This is a genomic window from Corallococcus sp. AB030, from assembly GCF_003668965.1.
GTDB classification, from domain to species: Bacteria; Myxococcota; Myxococcia; order Myxococcales; family Myxococcaceae; genus Corallococcus; species Corallococcus exiguus.
This window is the reverse complement of record NZ_RAWQ01000086.1, coordinates 1-18,046: the sequence shown is the minus strand read 5'-3', so window position 1 is coordinate 18,046 and position 18,046 is coordinate 1. Positions and strand designations below refer to the sequence as shown.

The window sequence follows — 18,046 nt, the reverse complement described above, 5'->3', positions numbered from 1 at the left end:
ATGAAGCGGCTGGGTTGGTGCTGCTGACCTCTCGCCCTGGACGTTGAGCTCCCCACCATGTCCAATCGTTTCTTCGAGCTGCATGGCGACCCCGAAGAGGGGTTTTGGTATCTGGATGATCCGGTCGACAAGAACGGAGTGGAGATCGAAGACGCCTGGCGGCTCAGGGCAGGCACGCCTGTCGAAATAACGGGGCCGCTTCGAATCCCCCTCATGGAGCCCGGAAAGCCTCGTGACTTCTCGATGGCAGGGCTGTGCATGGCTCCGGTCGTTCACGTCAAACTGGCCATGCTCTTCGCGGAGCTTGCGCCCAACGACGTCCAGTTCCTGTCGGTGGACATCCCGGGACAACCCGAACAATTCAGCATGCTCGTGGCGACCCGGATGTTCCGCTGCATTGATGAGCGTGCATCGGAGGAGGCCCGGCGCTGGGAGCCCAAGGACGGACGGCCGGAGAAGGTCGGTCAGTACCGCTCCGTGTACGGCATGCGCATCGACCCGTCGCAAGTAGGCAGAGCCAAGGTCTTCCGAACCTGGGGTTGGTCCATTGCCCTCATCGTCTCCGAGGATCTCAAGACCGCGCTGGAGGGCACCGGCGCCACCGGTATGCGATTCACGGAAGTGTAGAGCCGCTTGTCGAGGAAGCTAGCCAGGGCCCCTGGCACACGCTCCGGATTGTCATGGTACAATCTGACTTATGTCCCAGTCCAACTGGAAACCGCGCCTGAAACGCTCCGAGGGCCCTCTGTACGGGGCGCTCGTCGATGCGCTCGCGGCGGACATCAGCGCGGGGCGGCTTCGCGCAGGGGGCCGGCTGCCCACGCACCGGGAGCTCGCGAGCACGCTGGGGACGTCGCTGGGAACGGTGACCCGGGCCTACGCCGAGGCGGAGCGCCGGGGACTCATCTGGAGCCAGGTGGGCAACGGGACGTTCGTGAAGAACCTGCGGGACGGAGACCGCTATTCGCCCCAGCTCGACCGGACGCGCATCGACCTGGGGCCCACGGCCGTGCCCATTGTCCCCGGCGATATGGGGCACCTCGCCTTCGCCGCCGCGCTTCAGCGGCTGAGCGAACGCGCGGACCTGGGCGCGCTCAGTGGCTATCAGGCCCATGCGGGCACGGAGGCCCAGCGGGCGGCGGGGGTCCGCTGGCTGGAGCTCGCGGGTGTGCCTGCCACGCGCGAGAACGTCATCGTGAGCAGCGGGGCCCAACACGCGACCCTGATGGTGTTGTCCCTGCTCGCGAACGCGGATGGACTGCTGGTGGAGGACGTCACCTATCCCGGGGTCCTCGCCGCCGCGGAGTGGCTCCGGCTGCCTACGCATCCGGTGGCGCTCGACGCGGAGGGACTCGTGCCCGCAGCGCTCGCGGAGGCCTGCCGGAGGAGCAAGGCTCGGGTGCTCTACTGCACGCCCACGAACCACAACCCGACCACGGTCGTCATGCCCTTGAAGCGGCGGCAGGCGCTGGTGGAGGTGTGCCGGAAGTTCGACGTCACCGTCATCGAGAACGGCGCGCTGGCCCCGCTCGTGGCGAAGGCGCCCGCACCCCTGGCCGCGCTCGCGCCCGAGCGGACCTATCACCTGGGCAGCCTGTCCAAGGCGGTGCTACCCGCGCTGCGCGTCGGCTACATCCGGGCGCCGGGTTCGTCGTGGCAGACGCTGGAGCACGCGGCCGCGGCGACGGTCTGGTCAGGATCTCCCCTGCTGAATGAACTGGCCACGCAGTGGGTGACGGACGGCACGGCCGAGTCCCTGCGCGACGCGCGACGCTCCGAAGCCACGGCCCGGCAATCCCTGGCGGCGAAGGTGCTGAAGGGCCATCCCTATGTCGCGCACCCCAGCGCGTACTTCCTGTGGATGCCCATCCCCGAACAGCGCCGCGCCACGGAGCTGGTGGAAGCCGCCGCCGCGCGCGACGTGCTGCTCGGACCGGCGCACCTGTTCGCGGCCCGTCCGGGTCAGGCGCCCAATGCGCTGCGGGTGTCGCTGGCCGCGGCCGGCTCCCGCGAGGAGTTGGAGCGGGGATTGAAGACGCTGGCCGAACTGCTCGGCGCCACGTCCCCAGCACCGCGACGCCTGGCCTGACGTTTCCCTTCACCTCGTTCCGAAGAGAGTGCCCATGATGCCTCCCCTGCTCCACCGTGGTGGTCTCCTGTCGCGTGCGCGCCTCGCGCTCCTCCTCGCGGGACTCGCCGTCCCCTGGCAAGCGGTGGGAGCCGAAGCCGGGGACGACCTCCAGGCGCGGCTCGACTTCTCGGAGGCATCGCTCCGCTGGCCGGACCGCATCCGGGACACCCTGACGCCGCCCCGGTGGCTGCCCGAGGGCGACCGGTTCGTGTACTGGTCCAGGGTCGAGCCCTACCGGGACACGTGGGTCCTGGTGGATGCGCGGCGCCGCACCCAGCAGCCCCTGCTGGATTCGGAATCGCTGCGCTCCCAGCTCACGGAGCTGTTCGGCAAGCCGATGACGTTGCCCGTCGTCATGCCCTTCACGCTCACCACGGATGCGAAGGGAATCGTCTTCACCGTCCAGGGCCGGGCCTTCTCCCTGGGATTCACCGACAAGCGGCTCGTGGCACTCGAACCCACGCATCCTGTCGCGATGTCGCTCGTGCCCGGCAACAGCCTGTCGCCGGACGGAGCGACGGTCGCGGTACAGCGGGACGAGGGGTTCGCCGTGGTGGACGCGAAGGGCGCGACCCGGCTGGAGCGCACCGGCACGGAGGACTCGCCCTGGCGGCTGCCCGAAGGTGCATGGTCTCCCCAGGGCCGGTTCCTCGCGGTCTGGCGCGACGACATGCGGGGCATGCACCGGCTTCCGCTGGTCGACTACAGCACTCCCCTGGAGAAGGTGACGTGGGTCCCCTACTCCAAGACGGGCACTCCGCTGATGCGCTCGGAGCTGCACTTCGCCTCGGTGGAGTCGGGGCAGGTGACGCCCGCGCCCGGTGACGCGGTGGAGAGCTACGACTGGTTCGCGGGCTGGCGTCCGGACGGCAGCGAGGCGCTGGTGCTCCAGCTGTCGCGGGATGGCAAGCGGCTGGACCTGGTGGCGGTGGAGCCGGTGACGGGTAAGCGGCGCCGCGTGCTGAGGGAGGAGCGGAAGGAGACCTTCGTGGCGGCGCTGGAGTTCTCGGTGGGCGGATGGGCCCAGCAGGTGAAGCCGCTGCCGGACAATCAGCACTTCCTCTGGATGTCCGAGCGCGATGGCTGGCGTCACGTCTACCTGTATGACTATTCCGGCAGGCTCGTGCGCCAACTCACCCAGGGCGCGTTTCCGGTCCACACGGTGGCGGGCATCACACCGAAGTCAGACGCCTTCTTCGTCACCGCGTCCGCCGAGCCCGGAGCCCCCTATGACCGGTCGGTGTATCGGGCACGACTCGCGGGCGGGGCACTGAAGCGGCTGACGCCCGAGCCCGGGCTCCACCGGCCCGTGTTGGCCCCCTCCACGGGCTACTTCGTGGATGGGCACTCCACACGGGAGCAGCCCAGGGTCTGGGACGTGGTGTCCACGGAGGGGCGCCCCTCCTTCCGCTACGCGAAGTCAGACACGAGCGCCCTGGCGGAGCTGCACTACACGCCGCCGGAAGGCATCACGGTCAAGGCCACGGACGGCGTCACGCCCCTGTACGGCGCGCTATACAAGCCGAGGGACTTCGATCCGAAGAAGCGCTACCCGGTCATCGACGTCATCTACGCGGGGCCGTTCACGACGGTGGTGCCCTGGAGCTACGTGGGCCCGCTTGAATCGATCATCGCGCACTCGCTGGCGCAGCTCGGGTTCATCGTGATGGTGCTGGACGCGAGGGGCACGCCAGGGCGGGGCAAGGCCTTCCAGGACGTGAACTACGGCCGCGTGGGCCAGACGGAGATTCCAGACCATGTCGCGGCGCTGAAGCAGGCAGGAGCCAGCCGGCCCTACATGGACCTGGAGCGGGTGGGCATCCATGGCCATTCCTGGGGTGGATACTTCGCGCTGCGAGGCATGCTGACGGCGCCTGGGTTCTTCAAGGCAGGCTACGCGGGAGCACCGGGCGCCCTCACAGAAGAAGCCATCATCAACGAGCCGAACATGGGCCTGCTGGCGGACAATCCAGAGGGCTACGCGGCGGGCTCCAACGAAGCCCTGGCGGACAAGCTCCAGGGAGCGCTCAAGCTGATGCACGGGACGAGTGACGTGAACGCATCTCTGTCCACGACGATGCGGATGGCCCAGGCACTGGTGCGCGCGAACAAGCACTTCGACCTGTTGATCATGCCGGGCGAGGGACACGGCCCCGAAGGCAGGTACTACCGGGACGACGTGCGTCGGTTCTTCCTGCGGGAACTGGGCGAGCCCCGGTGAGGACACCAACCATCGTGTGATTCACTCCCCGACAGCAGGTCGGCCGTTCCCCAGCGACAGCCACGCCCGGTGCTTCCCCCAGGTGGAGCGTTCACCTATGACGCCTTCCCGTAGGTGAGCACCGGGGGCGGACCACGTGAAGGCAGACGAACTGTTCAGCGGGCCCGGAGAAATGGCCGCCCGGATGCTCGAGAAGGACTGGGCGGCCACGCCGCTCGGTCCCGTGGAGGGCTGGCCCGTCTCTCTGCGGACGCTCGTACGGACCCTGCTCCATTCGCTGCACCCCATGGTCCTCATGTGGGGCCCCCAGCTCGTCCAGCTCTACAACGACGCCTTCATGCCCAGCTTCGGCAGGGGGAAGCATCCTGAGGCGCTCGGGAAGTCCGCCACCGAGGTCTGGCCGGAGGCCTGGCCCATCATCGGACAACAGCTGGAAGACGCGATGCGCGAGGGGCGGCCCAGCTGGAACGAGGATCAGCTCGTCCCCATCTTCCGCAATGGCCGCATCGAGAACGTCTACTGGACCTACAGCTACTCCCCCGCCTTCGACGACGACGGGAAGGTCCACGGCACGCTGGTGGTCTGCACGGAGACCACTTCCCGGGTGCTCGGAGAACAGGCCTTGCAGCGCAGCCAGGAGCGGCTCCGCCGCGTCGTGGAGGCCTCCGGCGCGGGCACCTGGGAGCTGGACGTGCGCCGCGGCCAGATGCAGGTGGACGAGCGGATGGCCCAGCTGTTCGGCCTCCCGGAACCGGGGATGTTCAGCCTGGAGCGGGTGCTCGACCGCGTCCACCTCGATGAGCGCGCGGCGATGAGCGAAGCCATCGCCGCCACGCTCGCGGGCAGGACGCAGGGCCGCTACGTCATGGAGCACCGTGTGGTGGAAGCCCAGGGGCACCCCAGCCGCTGGATCGAGGTCCGCGGACAGGTGACCTTCGACGCCGAAGGCCGCGCCCTCCAGTTCGTCGGAACGGCGCTCGACATCAGCGACCGCAAGCAGGCCGAGGCGGACAGCCTGCACGCACGCCAGGAGCTCCAGGGGCTCCTCACGTCCCGCGGCGGCGGCACCACGTCCGGGTGAGTCTGCGCGACGAGGACCCCGGCCTCGACGCCACCTTCCACTTCGAGCTGCCGTTGGACTAGGAGAGCCCCATGCCCCGCTCGGACAGCTTCATGGAGTACACGGTCGAACTGCTGAAACCGCTCGGCCCGGTGCAGGCCCGCTCGATGTTCGGCGGCTGGGGCCTGTACTTCGGCGGCCGGATGTTCGGCCTCATCATCCAGGGCCAGCTCTACCTGAAGACGGACGACGTCACCCGCCCCGACTTCGAGGCCGAGGGCTGCCGGCCCTTCATCTACCAGAGCCGCGGCAAGGAACAGCCCATGAGCTACTGGACGCCGCCCGCGGACGCCGAGGACGACGGCCGCCGGATGCTGCCCTGGGCCCGCCGCGCCGTGGACGCCGCCAACCGCGCCGCGATGAAGAAGGCCGCGAAGAAAGCCCCGGCGGCGAAGAAGGCCCCGGCGGCCAAGAAGCCCCCTGCCTCGAAGAAGGCACCGGCGGCCAAGAAGCCCGCCGCGAAGAAGAAGCCCGCCGCGAAGAAGAAGCCCGTCAGGCTGTCTTGATGTTGGCCACGTCGCCGAGCCCCAGCTCGGTGATGGAGACCTCGCGCATGCGGAACTTCTGCACCTTGCCGGTGACGGTCATCGGGAAGCTGTCCACGAGCTTCCAGTGGCGGGGAATCTTGAACGTGGAGATGCGGCCGGTGCAGAAGGCCGTCAGCGCCTCCACCGTAAGCGAGGCGCCGGACTTCAAGCGCACCCACGCCATCACCTCCTCGCCGTACTTCACGCTGGGCACGCCGATGACCTGCGCTTCGGAAATCTCCGGGTGCGTGTGGAGGAACTCCTCCACCTCGCGCGGGTACACGTTCTCGCCGCCCCGGATGATCATGTCCTTGATGCGGCCGACAATCTTGACGTAGCCCTCCCCGTCCATGGTCGCCAGGTCACCGGTGTGCATCCACCCCGCCCGGTCGATGGCCGCCGCCGTGGCCGCCGCGTTCTCCCAGTACCCGAGCATCACGCTGTAGCCGCGCGTGCACAGCTCCCCCGGCTGCCCCTGCGGCACCACCGCGCCCGAGTCTGGATCCACCACCTTCACCTCCAGGTGCGGATGCACGCGGCCCACCGTGGCCACGCGCTTCTCCAGCGTGTCATCCAGCGGATTCTGCGTGGACACCGGGGACGTCTCCGTCATGCCGTAGCAGATGGTGACCTCCTCCATGTGCATCCGCGACTGCACCTGCTTCATCACCTCCACCGGACACGGCGAGCCCGCCATGATTCCGGTGCGCAGCGTGCGCAGGTCGAACTCGCCGAAGCGCGGATGGTCCAACTCCGCGATGAACATCGTGGGCACGCCGTAGAGCGACGTGCAGCGCTCGGCCTGCACCGTCTGGAGCACCGCCAGCGGGTCGAATGCCTCGCCCGGAATCACCATGGCCGAGCCATGCGACGTGCAGGCCAGGTTACCCATCACCATGCCGAAGCAATGGTAGAAGGGCACCGGGATGCACACGCGGTCCTCCGGCCCGTAGCGCAGCACCTCGCCCACGAAGAAGCCGTTGTTGAGCACGTTGTGGTGAGACAGCGTCGCGCCCTTCGGGAAGCCCGTGGTGCCGGACGTGTACTGGATGTTGATGGGGTCATCGAACTGGAGCGACAACTCCCGCGCCTCCAGCACGTCGTCCCCCATGTTCGCGCCGCCCTTCACCAGCCGGTCCCAGTCCGAGTCCAGCACCAGCGCCTCGCGCAGGCCCGCGCACCGGGGCCGCACCTCCGCCAGCATCTGGGTGTAGTCCGTCTGCCGGAAGCCCTTCGCCAGCAGCAGCACGCTCACGCCCGCCTGGTTGAGCGCGTACTCCAGCTCCGACGTGCGGTAGGCGGGGTTCAGGTTGACCAGGATGGCGCCCGTGCGCGCGAGCGCGTACTGCGACACGGTCCACTCGAAGCGGTTGGGGGACCAGAGCCCCACCCGGTCGCCCTTCTGGATGCCCAGCGCCAGCAGGCCCTTGGCCACCGCCGTCGTCGCGTCCCAGAACTGCCGCCAGGTGACGCGGTAGTTCTGCGAGGCCACCACCAGCGCCTCACGGTCACCGTAACGTTCGACGGTGCGGCGCAGGTTCTGACCGATGGTCTCCCCCAGCAGCGGAGTGGTGCTGGTGCCATGGGCATAGGACAGGGCGGTCGTCATGACCTCATCGTCCTCAGGGTGCCGCGGCCCCGCAAGCGTCAGCGCCCCCTCCCTGTCCCCTGGCTGGCGGGACAGCCGCGACGTTTTCCCGCCAACGGCATCCACGTCCAGAACCCAGCCGTTACGCCCCGGGACGCCGGGAAAAGACCCATCCCGCCGCCATCAGCCTTCCGGGCGGCGGAAACAAGGAAAACGCCGTCACGGCACGCTATCCTGACGCAACGCCCCATGGACGATCCGAACGCCCGACTGGTTGCCACCCTGCTGGAGGCGCGGCAGCGCCACTGCTTCCCCCCGGACGTGCGCAAGGCCGCGCCGGAGTTCGTCGCGCAGGTGCTGGGGTTGCTCTTCCCCCACTTCGCGGAGCGGCTGGAGTGCAACGCCGCCGCCGTGCGCCGGGACGTCACCGCCGTGGAGGCGAGCCTCCAGCGCATCCAGTCGCTGCTCGCGCCGCACTACCCCGTCTCGGACGCGGGCATGTCCTCGCGCTTCATGGCGAAGCTGCCGGACCTCTACGAGTGGCTCCAGCAGGACGCGCGCGCCATCTTCGAGGCGGACCCTGCCGCGCGCAGCGTGGACGAAGTCGTCCTCACCTACCCGGGCTTCTACGCCATCGCCATCTACCGCGTGGCGAACGCGCTGCACCGGCTGAACTTCCCCCTGCTGCCGCGCCTGCTCACCGAGTACGCCCACCAGCGCACCGGCGTGGACATCCATCCGGGCGCCACCATCGGCCGCAAGTTCGTCATCGACCACGGCACGGGCCTGGTCATCGGCGAGACGACGGTGATTGGCGACAACGTGAAGCTCTACCAGGGCGTCACGCTGGGCGCGTTGATGGTGGAGAAGGCGCTGGCGGACCGGAAGCGCCACCCCACCATCGAGGACGACGTCGTGGTGTACGCCAACGCCACCATCCTCGGAGGCGGCACGGTGGTGGGCAAGGGCAGCATCATCGCCGGCAACGCGTGGCTCACGCAGAGCGTGCCCGCCCAATCCGTCGTCACCCGCCGCAGCGAGGTGCGCGCGCGCCACGGCGAAGAGGGCCTGGACGTCCTCGACTACCAGATTTGAGTCTTCCTCCCACGCAGTGCCCGTTCCCCATTCACAGGAGACGCCATGAAGGTCGACAACATCCTGCAGACCATTGGCAACACGCCGCACGTGCGCATCAACCGGCTGTACCCGTCGCGCGTGACGGTGCACCTGAAGCTGGAGCGCGCCAACCCGGGCGGCAGCATCAAGGACCGCATCGGCCTGGCGATGATTGAAGACGCGGAGAAGAAGGGCATCCTCAAGGAGGGCAGCGTCATCATCGAGCCGACGAGCGGCAACACCGGCATCGGCCTGGCCATGGTCGCCGCGGTGAAGGGCTACAAGCTCATCCTGGTGATGCCGGAGTCCATGAGCATCGAGCGCCGCCGCGTGCTGGCCGCCTACGGTGCCCAGTTCGACCTGACGGAGCGCGCCAAGGGCATGAAGGGCGCCATCGCCCGCGCCCAGGAGCTCGTCGCGCAGACGCCCAACGCGTGGATGCCGCAGCAGTTCGAGAACGAGTCCAACATCGAGGTCCACAAGCGCACCACCGCGCAGGAAATCCTGAACGACTTCCCGGACGGGCTGGACTACCTCATCACCGGCGTGGGCACCGGCGGCCACATCACCGCGTGCGCCGAGGTGCTCAAGGCGAAGTGGCCCAAGCTGAAGGTGTTCGCGGTGGAGCCGGTGAAGTCCCCCGTCATCAGCGGCGGCCAGCCGGGTCCGCACCCCATCCAGGGTATCGGCGCGGGCTTCATCCCGAAGAACCTGCACACGGACATCCTCGACGGAACCATCCAGGTGGATGAGAAGGACGCCTACGAGTTCACCCGCCGCGCCGCGCGCGAGGAGGGCATCTTCGTGGGCGTGTCCTCCGGCGCCGCGCTGTCCGCGGTGAACCAGAAGCTGGCGGAGATGCCGGACGGCAGCCGCGTGCTCGCCTTCTGCTACGACACCGGCGAGCGCTACCTCTCCGTGGAGAACCTCTTCCCCGCGCAGTAGCCGTCGTCGTGCACCCCGGTCCGGGTGGAACTCACCCGGGCCGGTACGCGCGCACCAGTTCCACCAGCCGGTCCATCTCCTCGGGCGTGTTGTAGAAGTGCGGCGACAGGCGGATGCGCCCGCGCCGGACGGAGTGGGACACCGTCTTCTCCGCCAGGTACGCGCTGAGCGCCCGGACGTTCGCGCCCGGCGGCAGGAAGGTGAGGATGCCCGCGCGGTCCTTCGGCTCGGGGCCCACGTCGCAGCCCAGGTTGTGCAGGCCCGTGTCCAGCCGGGCCAGCAGCTCGCCAATCCGCGCGCCGATGGCGTCCGTGCCCACCTCCAGCAGCAACTCCAATGCGGCGCCCATCGCGTAGATGCCGGGGTACGCGGCGCTGCCCTCCTCGAACTTCGCCGCGTCCGCGCGCAGCTCGAAGTGCGAGCGGTTGAAGTTCCACGCGTCGGTGGTGCTGCGCCAGCCCACCAGCGCGGGCCGCACGCGAGGCAGCACGTCCTTCGCCACGTACAGGAAACCGATGCCGGAGATGCCCAGCATCCACTTGTGGCTGTCCGCGCTGAGGAAGTGCACGCGGCTCTTCTTCACATCCACGGGGATGCAGCCCACGCTCTGGATGCCGTCCACGCACAAGAGCACGCCGTTGCGCTCACACACTTCGCCCAGCGCATCCAGGTCCGTGCGGTGGCCGGTGGCGAACTGCACCGACGACACCGCCACCAGCCGCGTGCGCGGAGTGAGCACGGACGCCACGGCCTCCGGCGTCACGCCGCCATTCGGGGTGGGAATCTCACGGACCTCCACGCCCCGGGTCTTGAGGTGCAGCCACGGGTAGACGTTGGACGGGTACTCGAGGCTCGTCGCGACGGCGACCTCGTCCCCGGGCTTCCAGTCCAGGCCTTCCGCCACCAGCCCCAGTCCATGGCTGGTGTTGCGCACGAAGGCCACCTCTTCCGGGGAGGCACCGATGATGCGCGCCGCGAGCCCGCGCACCTTCTCGCTCTGGGCCTCCCAGCCGCGCTCGTTCAGGACGCCGTGATTCACCACGTCGTCCATCCAGGCCTTCACCGCGGCGGCGGCACGCGTGCTGGTGGGCGCGACCCCGGCGTGGTTGAGGTAGAGCTGTTCCTTCAGGACGGGGAACTCGGCGCGGTAGGACTCGAACGAGACACTCATGGGTGGCGAGTGTAGCCACCCAGCCACCGCTCACGTCACGCTCCGTCAGCCCCGTCGACTACAGGACGACCAGCAGACCCAGCGACGCCGTGGGGTACACCGTGCGCAGGCCCAGGTTGCTGGAGCCCACCTGGAGCTCGCGCACGTCCGTGAAGGTGAAGCCCGGGCCCGCCCGCGCCGACAGGCCCACGCGCCCGGAGCCCGGCCGCCACATCACGCCCAGCGTCGGCTCCAGGAAGGCCGTCGTCGTGTAGTCCTTGCGGTCCGGCATCGTCGCGCCGTCCGGGCGCGCGACGAACTCCTCCAGGCCCAGCGTCATCCCCACGAACGGACGCACCGTGCCGTCCGCCAGGAAGGCCAGCGTGTAGCGGCTGTCCATGCCCACGCCGAAGTTGAGCTTCACGTCGGCGCCACCCACGTTGGAGAAGCGCGCCTTCGCGCCCAGCGACCGGTTCCACCCGCCCGCGCGACCCAGGAGGCCGAACGCGAACCGCGAGTCCCTCGACGGCGCGACCTCCGCCCGGATGCCGTACAGCGAGCCGTCCAGCGCGGGCGGCTGCAGCTCCAGCAGGAACGCCCCGCGCCGCTGCTGCTCCTGCCCCGTGGACGAGGACGCCATGTCCTGGGCCATCGCCGGCACCGACACCAACGCCGCACCCACCGCCACAGCCTTCACCCACTGCATCGACCGCTTGGACTCGACTCGCATGGCCCGTCTCCTTCGGTTTAGCCGGACGACTAACTTAGTCACACGACTAACTAAGACCGACAACGCGGGATGTCAAGCCGACGAGCGGTCGCCGCCCTTGCGGGGGTGGGAGGCGGTGCCCTATGGGTCTGGGATGCCATCCCCCCGCCGTGGCAAGACGCCACCTCCCCCCGCTGCTCCGGAGCCTGACGCCCGGGCGCGCCTCATCGCCGCCGGCCAGCGCGTGTTGGGGGAGCGCGGCTACGACGCCGCCACGGTGAAGGAGGTGGCGCGCGAGGCCGGGGTGAACCAGGGCCTGGTGCACTACTACTTCGGCAGCAAGGACGCGCTGCTGCTGGCTGTCACCCAGGAGGCGAGCCGGCAGTACCTGTCGGAGCTGGAGCGGCTGCGCGCGCAGACCCCGGCGGAGGAGCTGGCGCAGACGGCCTTCGCCTGGGGCGAGAAGCTGGCCACGGACGCGCCGGGAACGTGCCGGTTGCGTTACGAGCTGTTCGCGCTGGGGCTGCGCAACCGGGAGCTGACGCCCGCCGTCGCGCAGCTGTTGGGCCAGGGCGACGAGGAGATCGCCCGCACCGTGGCGCACGTGCGCACGGGCCACGACTCGGCCCCCACCGCCGAGGACCTGCACTACGCGGTCATCATCAAGGCGTGCGTGGACGGGCTCGCGCTGCACCACCAGTTGGACAAGAGCTTCGACCCGCTGCCCGTGTACGCGCTGCTGCGGCGGATCATGCTCGCGAGCATCGAGCAGCCCGCCCCGCCTCGCGCACCCGCGCGCAAGCCGAAGGCCCAGGGCCGTCGCGGAGCGCGCTCGCCACGAGGAACGCGCTCGTCACGCGCGCGCAAGGCGCCAGCCCCTCGCCGCCGCTGAAGGCAGCGGCCAGGCCAGCGCCAGCCCCAGAACAGACATTCAACATTCAGTGGCATCGCCAACCCGGCGGGGCGCAGGATGCCCCGCATGGACTTCCAGCCTTCCGCCAGGACGACCGAATACCTGGAGCGCGTGAAGCGCTTCATGGCTGACCACATCGAGCCGGTGGAGGCCGAGTACCTCCAGGCCCTGCACGCGATGGAGGCCGGCGGTGATTGGCGCCAGTGGAAGGTGCCGCCGGTGATGGTGGAGCTCAAGGCCCGCGCGAAGGCCGCGGGGCTGTGGAACCTCTTCCTCCCGGACGCGAAGCTGGGCGCGGGCCTGAGCACGCTGGAGTACGCGCCGCTCGCGGAAGCCATGGGCCGCAGCTTCATGGCGCCGGAGGTCTTCAACTGCAGCGCCCCCGACACCGGCAACATGGAGGTGCTCTGGCGCTACGGCTCGCCGGAGCAGCAGGAGCAGTGGTTGAAGCCGCTGCTCGCGGGCGACATCCGCTCCGTGTTCTGCATGACGGAGCCGGACGCCGCGTCGTCGGACGCCACCAACATGCAGGCCACCGCCGAAGTGGACGGCGACCACGTCGTGCTCAACGGCAAGAAGTGGTGGTCCAGCGGCCTGGGACACCCCAACGCGAAGGTGGCCATCTTCATGGGCCGCACGTCGCAGGCGGGCGCGGATCGCCACCACCAGCACTCCATGGTCCTGGTGCCCATGGACGCGCCGGGCGTCGAAATCATCCGCATGCTGCCCGTGTACGGCGACCATGACGCCCCGCACGGCCACGGCGAGGTGCACTTCCACGACGTGCGGCTGCCGGTGTCCGCGCTCCTCTCCGGGCCGGGCATGGGCTTTGAAATCGCGCAGGGCCGCCTGGGCCCGGGCCGCATCCACCACTGCATGCGCTGTATCGGCGCGGCGGAGCGGGCGCTGGAGTTGATGATCGACCGGGGCATGGGCCGCACCGCGTTCGGCAAGCCGCTCATCAACCTGGGCGGAAACCGCGAGCGCGTGGCGGAGGCGCGCATCGCCATCGACCAGGCGCGCCTGCTCACGCTGTACGCGGCGTGGAAGCTGGATGACGTGGGCGCGATGGGCGCGATGACGGAGATTTCGGCCATCAAGGTCGTGGCGCCCAACGTGCTCCAGAAGGTGGTGGACGACGCCATCCAGTTGCACGGCGGCGCGGGTGTGTCTCGCGACACGCCGCTCGCGGGCTTCTTCGCCCAGGCGCGCAGCCTGCGCATCGCGGACGGCCCGGACGAAGTGCACAAGGGCGTCATCACCCGCATCGAGCTCGCGAAGCGCGGCTTCAGCAAGGGAGGTTGAACATGACGGCTCCGGTCTCCATCCCGCTGGACGAGGGCAAGGCCGTGCGCTCCGGCGAGGCGCTGGACGTGCCCGCGGTGGACGCGTGGCTGAAGGCCCAGGTGCCCTCGCTCCAGGGCACGCCGGAGGTGACGCAGTACACGGGCGGCGCCTCCAACTGGACCTACCGGCTCAAGTACGAGAACCGCGACCTCATCCTGCGCAGGCCGCCCTCGGGCACCAAGGCGAAGTCCGCGCACGACATGTCGCGCGAGTACACGGTGCAGCAGGCGCTCAAGCCCGTGTACCCGGTGGTGCCCACCATGGTGGGGCTGTGCCAGGACCCGGCCGTGCTGGGCGCGGAGTTCTACGTGATGGACCGCATCCCCGGTCTCATCCCGCGCAAGCACCTGCCCAAGGGGCTGGACCTGGACAAGGCCCGCACGCGCCAGCTGTGCCTCAACGTGGTGGATCAGCTCATCGCGCTGCACGGCGTGGACGCGCAGGCGGTGGGCCTCCAGTCGCTGGGCAAGGGGCCGGGCTATCCGCAGCGGCAGATTTCCGGCTGGTCCGACCGCTACGAGAAGGCGCGCACCTGGAACGTGCCCCGCATGAAGCACACGCGCGAGTGGCTGGCCGCGCACGTGCCGCCGGACATCAAGACGTGCGTCATCCACAACGACTGGCGCTTCGACAACGTGGTGCTCAAGCCGGAGGACCCCACGCAGGTCATCGGGGTGCTGGACTGGGAGATGGCCACGCTGGGCGACCCGCTGATGGACCTGGGGAACACGCTGGCCTACTGGGTCCAGGCGGATGACGACGCCTTCCTGCGCATGACGCGAAGGCAGCCCACGGACCTGCCCGGCATGCTCACGCGCGAGGAGGTGGTGGCGTACTACCTGGAGCGCACAGGCCTCAAGCCCGCCAACTGGACCTTCTACGAGGTCTACGGCGTGTTCCGGCTCGCGGTCATCGCGCAGCAGATCTACTACCGCTACCACCACAAGCAGACGCGCAACCCGGCGTTCAAGAACTACTGGCTCATCGTCAACTACCTGGCCTACCGCTGCCGGCAGTTCATCAAGAAGGCGGGGGGCTGAGATGGGCGCGCTCTACCTCATCCGCCACGGTCAGGCGTCCTTCGGCGCGAAGGACTACGACAAGCTGTCGGACGTGGGCGTGCAGCAGGCGCGCGTCCTGGGCGAAGCGCTGCGCACGCGGCTGCCCAAGGTGGACGCCGTGGTGACGGGCACCATGCTGCGCCACCGCGAGACGGCGGACGCGTGTCTCCAGGCGCTGGGCCAGCCGGTGGAGCCCGTGCGGACGCCAGGGTTCAACGAGTTCGACCACGAGGAGGTCGTGCACCGGCACACGCCGCGCTACGCGGACTTCGCCGTGCTGCGCGAGGAGCTGGCCGCGATGAAGGACCCGCGCCGCGCGTACCAGGACCTGTTCACCCAGGCCGTGGGGCGCTGGGTCGCGGGCGGACACGACAGCGAGTACCGGGAGTCGTGGAGCGCGTTCAAGGCGCGATGCCTGGAGGCGCTGGCGGCGCTGTTGGCCTCGCTGGGGCCCTCCAGGACGGCGCTGGTGTTCACTTCCGGCGGACCCATCACGGCCATCAGCCAGGACCTGCTGGGCATCCCGGACGAGCACGCGTTCCGGACGAACTGGACGCTGGCGAACTGTGGAATCACGAAGGTCATCTACAGTGAGCGGGGCCGGTATCTGTCCACCCTCAACGAGCACGGACACTTCGAGGGCGAACACCGCGCGCTCATCACCTACCGCTGAGGTGGGGGGCTCGCGTAGCGTGAGCCCATGACGCGGTGCCTGCTCAACATCGACCTGGGGGAGCTGCCCGGGGAGGACGAACAGCTCTACGCGCTCGCGCACCTGGCGAACATCGCCTGCGGAGGCCACGCGGGGGATGCGGCGTCCATGCGTCGGGCGCTGGAGCTGTGCGAGCGCCACGGCACGCTGGCGGGCGCGCATCCGTCCTACGCGGACCGCGAGAACTTCGGGCGCAAGGCGCTGGACGTGGCACCGGAGGTGCTGCGCGCGCAGGTGGCGGTGCAGTGCGGACAGCTGGCCACGCTGGCTCGCGAGCGCGGCGTGCTGGTGCGGCATGCGAAGCCGCATGGAGCGCTGTACCACGCGGCCAACAAGTCCCCGGAGCTGGCGCGCGCGGTGGTGGACGGCGTGGTGGAGGCGCTGGGGACGGACGTCACGTTCGTGGGGCCCGGCACTGGAGCGTTGAGGGACGCGGCGCGGGCGGCGGGGCTCGGGTATGCGAGAGAGGGCTTCGCGGATCGGGGCACGTTGCCGGACGGTTCATTGATTCCGCGAGGCCAGCCCGGCGCGGTGCTGACGGACGTGGGGCAGGCGCGCGAGAACACGGTGCGGCTGGCCACGGGTGGCACGGTGGACACGCTGTGCGTGCACGGCGACACGCCGGGCGCGGTGGTGCTGGCCCGCGAGGTGCGCGCGATGCTGGACGCGCTGGAGCAGCCGCCGGAGCCATTGGGAGACAGCGCGCTGCGGCTGGTGCTGCCGGAGTCGGTGGACCGGGGCCTGGCGCGCGCAGCCCTGTCCGCGCTGCCGGGCGTGCGGGACGCGGTCATCACCGAGTCCCACGCCTGCGTGTACTTCGACCCGGAGACACCGCCTGAGTCCCCGGCGCTCGTGCTGATGCGGCTGCGCGTGGCACCGGTCACGCACGTGGAGCATCCGCTCATCCGCATTCCCGTGCGCTACGACGGCGAGGACCTGGCGAAGGTGGCCGCGCACGCGGGCCTGTCCGTGGAGGAAGTGGTGCGGCGGCACACGGCACGCGAGTACAGGGTGCGCTGCGTGGGCTTCCTCCCGGGCTTCGCGTACCTGGGGGACGTGGATCCGAGCATCGCGTGTCCCCGCCTGCCGGTGCCGCGCACGCGGGTGCCAGCGCTCGCGGTGGGCATCGCCGGGAAGCGCACGGGCGTGTATCCGTTCGCGTCGCCTGGAGGCTGGAACCTCGTGGGCACCGCGCTGGACTTCACCGCGTTCGACCCCAAGCGAGGCACGGAACTCCAGTTGGGGGCCCGCGTGCGCTTCGAGCAGGTGGATACATGACGACGTTCCGCCCGACACGGCCCCAAACCTGTCCGACTGTCGGACAGGTTTCCGCTGTCCGGTCGGAGGAGGTCCCCTCATCCGAGGCGGAGCCGCGGGCTTCAAAACTTGTCCGACTGTCGGACAGGTTCGTGCGGTCTGCCGCCACCGGGGAGCCGCCACGGGCTCTCGCCTTCTCATCCACGGGAACAGCATCCGTGTCCCAGGGCCTGGGCATGACCGCGCGGAGTGAAGAGGCATGAGCGCCTGTATCGAAATCGTCGGCCTGGGCGCCCCCGCCACCGTGCAGGACGGTGGACGGCCCGGCGTCATGCATCACGGCGTGCCGCCCGGCGGCGCATGGGTGCCGGAGCTGCTCGTCGCGGCGAACCGCGCGGTGGGCAATGCACCTGGAGCCGCAGCTCTGGAAGCCTTCGGCAGGCTGGAGCTGCGCGCCCGGGGCCGCGACGTGCGCGTGTCCGTGGATGGCGAAGCCCCCAGCGTCCTCGCGGACGGAGCCACGCTCACCGTGCCCGCGCCCACCCAGCACGCCGTGCGCTACGTGGCCGTGGACGGCGCGCTCGCCGTGCCCGAAGTCCTTGGCGGCCAGGGCACGCTGTGGGTGGCCCGCCTGGGCGGATGGGAAGGCCGTCCCCTGCGCACCGGCGACCGGCTCCCGCTGGGACCTCCCGCCACGCCGGTTCCCGCTCCGTCCGAAGCCGACCTGTCACGTCTCACGGAGGCCCTGGACCCCGCCGCCCCGTTGCGCGTACTCCTGGGCCCGGATGCGTCCCGCTTCAGCGACGCAGCCGTCGCGCTGCTCCTGGGCAGCACCTTCACCGTGTCGCCCTCCAGCGACCGCGTGGGCCAGCGAATGGACGGACCTCCCGTGCCCCACGGAGACGAGGGCGGGGGCACTTGCCGCCCCATGGTGCGCGGCGCCATCCAGGTCACCCTCTCCGGCACGCCCATCGTGATGGGCCCGGACCACCCCACCACCGGGGGCTACCCCCTCATCGCCGCCGTCATCCGCTCGGACTGGGGCCGCCTGGGGGCCCGTCGTCCGGGCGCCTCCGTTCGCTTCCAGGCCGTGACCCTGGAGGTCGCTCGCGACGCCTGGAGGACCCACCCTGCCCGGCCCGCCGGGGCAACTTCCGACCCGGCCCGGCCGATACTGGGGGCATGACTCCTCCGAAGATTGGCCCGCGCACCACCACCACGCCCCGCACGCAGGAGCCGGCCCTCCCGC

General features: G+C 69.8%; 16 protein-coding genes. 13 read left to right on the top strand and 3 right to left on the bottom strand.

Going from position 1 to position 18,046, the window contains the following annotated elements; genetic code table 11:
* Positions 1-57 precede the first annotated feature (57 nt).
* From D7Y15_RS20935 to D7Y15_RS20915, 5 genes are all read left to right on the top strand, one after another.
* Positions 58-627 (top strand): DUF1629 domain-containing protein, encoded by a 570-nt coding sequence (locus D7Y15_RS20935; protein ID WP_121753709.1) that lies wholly within the window; start codon positions 58-60, stop codon positions 625-627.
* Between the two features lie 70 nt (positions 628-697).
* Positions 698-2,089 carry a PLP-dependent aminotransferase family protein gene (locus D7Y15_RS20930; RefSeq protein ID WP_121753708.1) on the top strand — a complete coding sequence of 464 codons (1,392 nt, stop codon included), beginning with the start codon at positions 698-700 and terminating at the stop codon, positions 2,087-2,089.
* A 34-nt stretch (positions 2,090-2,123) separates the two neighbouring features.
* On the top strand, positions 2,124-4,352 hold the full coding sequence (locus D7Y15_RS20925; RefSeq protein WP_121753707.1) for a DPP IV N-terminal domain-containing protein: 2,229 nt from the start codon (positions 2,124-2,126) through the stop codon (positions 4,350-4,352).
* Between the two features lie 136 nt (positions 4,353-4,488).
* Complete coding sequence (locus tag D7Y15_RS20920) at positions 4,489-5,433, top strand: PAS domain-containing protein (protein WP_233605037.1); 945 nt, start codon at positions 4,489-4,491, stop codon at positions 5,431-5,433.
* A gap of 71 nt (positions 5,434-5,504) precedes the next feature.
* The gene (locus tag D7Y15_RS20915) at positions 5,505-5,978 is read left to right on the top strand and encodes a TfoX/Sxy family protein (RefSeq protein ID WP_120576106.1); all 474 of its coding nucleotides are present in this window, start codon (positions 5,505-5,507) and stop codon (positions 5,976-5,978) included.
* Here the strand turns inward: D7Y15_RS20915 and D7Y15_RS20910 are convergent.
* Positions 5,965-7,608, bottom strand: coding sequence for an AMP-binding protein (locus D7Y15_RS20910; RefSeq protein ID WP_120576107.1), 1,644 nt, complete (start codon positions 7,606-7,608; stop codon positions 5,965-5,967). The genes D7Y15_RS20915 and D7Y15_RS20910 overlap by 14 nt on opposite strands.
* 228 nt (positions 7,609-7,836) lie before the next feature.
* Here D7Y15_RS20910 and epsC point away from each other — a divergent pair, with 228 nt between their 5' ends.
* Both epsC and cysK read left to right on the top strand, forming a co-directional pair.
* Entirely contained in the window at positions 7,837-8,682 is an 846-nt protein-coding gene (gene epsC, locus D7Y15_RS20905) for a serine O-acetyltransferase EpsC (protein ID WP_120576108.1), read from the top strand.
* A 45-nt stretch (positions 8,683-8,727) separates the two neighbouring features.
* On the top strand, positions 8,728-9,648 hold the full coding sequence (cysK, locus tag D7Y15_RS20900) for a cysteine synthase A (RefSeq protein ID WP_121753705.1): 921 nt from the start codon (positions 8,728-8,730) through the stop codon (positions 9,646-9,648).
* A gap of 31 nt (positions 9,649-9,679) precedes the next feature.
* Here cysK and D7Y15_RS20895 read toward each other — a convergent pair whose 3' ends face one another.
* Together D7Y15_RS20895 and D7Y15_RS20890 are read right to left on the bottom strand one after the other, a co-directional pair.
* On the bottom strand, positions 9,680-10,819 hold the full coding sequence (locus D7Y15_RS20895; protein ID WP_121753704.1) for an aminotransferase class V-fold PLP-dependent enzyme: 1,140 nt from the start codon (positions 10,817-10,819) through the stop codon (positions 9,680-9,682).
* A 58-nt stretch (positions 10,820-10,877) separates the two neighbouring features.
* Positions 10,878-11,528, bottom strand: a complete 651-nt coding sequence (locus D7Y15_RS20890) for a hypothetical protein (RefSeq protein ID WP_120576111.1) — start codon at positions 11,526-11,528, stop codon at positions 10,878-10,880.
* 133 nt (positions 11,529-11,661) lie between these two features.
* On the opposite strand from D7Y15_RS20890, the gene D7Y15_RS20885 reads away from it, so the two are divergent.
* From D7Y15_RS20885 to D7Y15_RS20860, 6 genes are all read left to right on the top strand, one after another.
* Complete coding sequence (locus tag D7Y15_RS20885) at positions 11,662-12,399, top strand: TetR/AcrR family transcriptional regulator (protein ID WP_233605036.1); 738 nt, start codon at positions 11,662-11,664, stop codon at positions 12,397-12,399.
* Between the two features lie 87 nt (positions 12,400-12,486).
* Positions 12,487-13,725: an acyl-CoA dehydrogenase family protein gene (locus D7Y15_RS20880; RefSeq protein WP_120576113.1), complete on the top strand. Its 1,239-nt coding sequence runs from the start codon at positions 12,487-12,489 to the stop codon at positions 13,723-13,725.
* Positions 13,726-13,727: 2 nt separating this feature from the next.
* Positions 13,728-14,807, top strand: a complete 1,080-nt coding sequence (locus D7Y15_RS20875) for a phosphotransferase family protein (RefSeq protein ID WP_121753702.1) — start codon at positions 13,728-13,730, stop codon at positions 14,805-14,807.
* 1 nt (position 14,808) lies between these two features.
* The gene (locus D7Y15_RS20870) at positions 14,809-15,501 is read left to right on the top strand and encodes a histidine phosphatase family protein (protein WP_120576115.1); all 693 of its coding nucleotides are present in this window, start codon (positions 14,809-14,811) and stop codon (positions 15,499-15,501) included.
* A 27-nt stretch (positions 15,502-15,528) separates the two neighbouring features.
* The gene (locus tag D7Y15_RS20865; RefSeq protein WP_120576116.1) at positions 15,529-16,818 is read left to right on the top strand and encodes a LamB/YcsF family protein; all 1,290 of its coding nucleotides are present in this window, start codon (positions 15,529-15,531) and stop codon (positions 16,816-16,818) included.
* A 238-nt stretch (positions 16,819-17,056) separates the two neighbouring features.
* A complete protein-coding gene (locus D7Y15_RS20860) occupies positions 17,057-17,983 on the top strand; it encodes a biotin-dependent carboxyltransferase family protein (RefSeq protein ID WP_121753701.1) in 927 nt (308 codons plus the stop codon).
* The last annotated feature ends 63 nt before the right edge of the window (positions 17,984-18,046 follow it).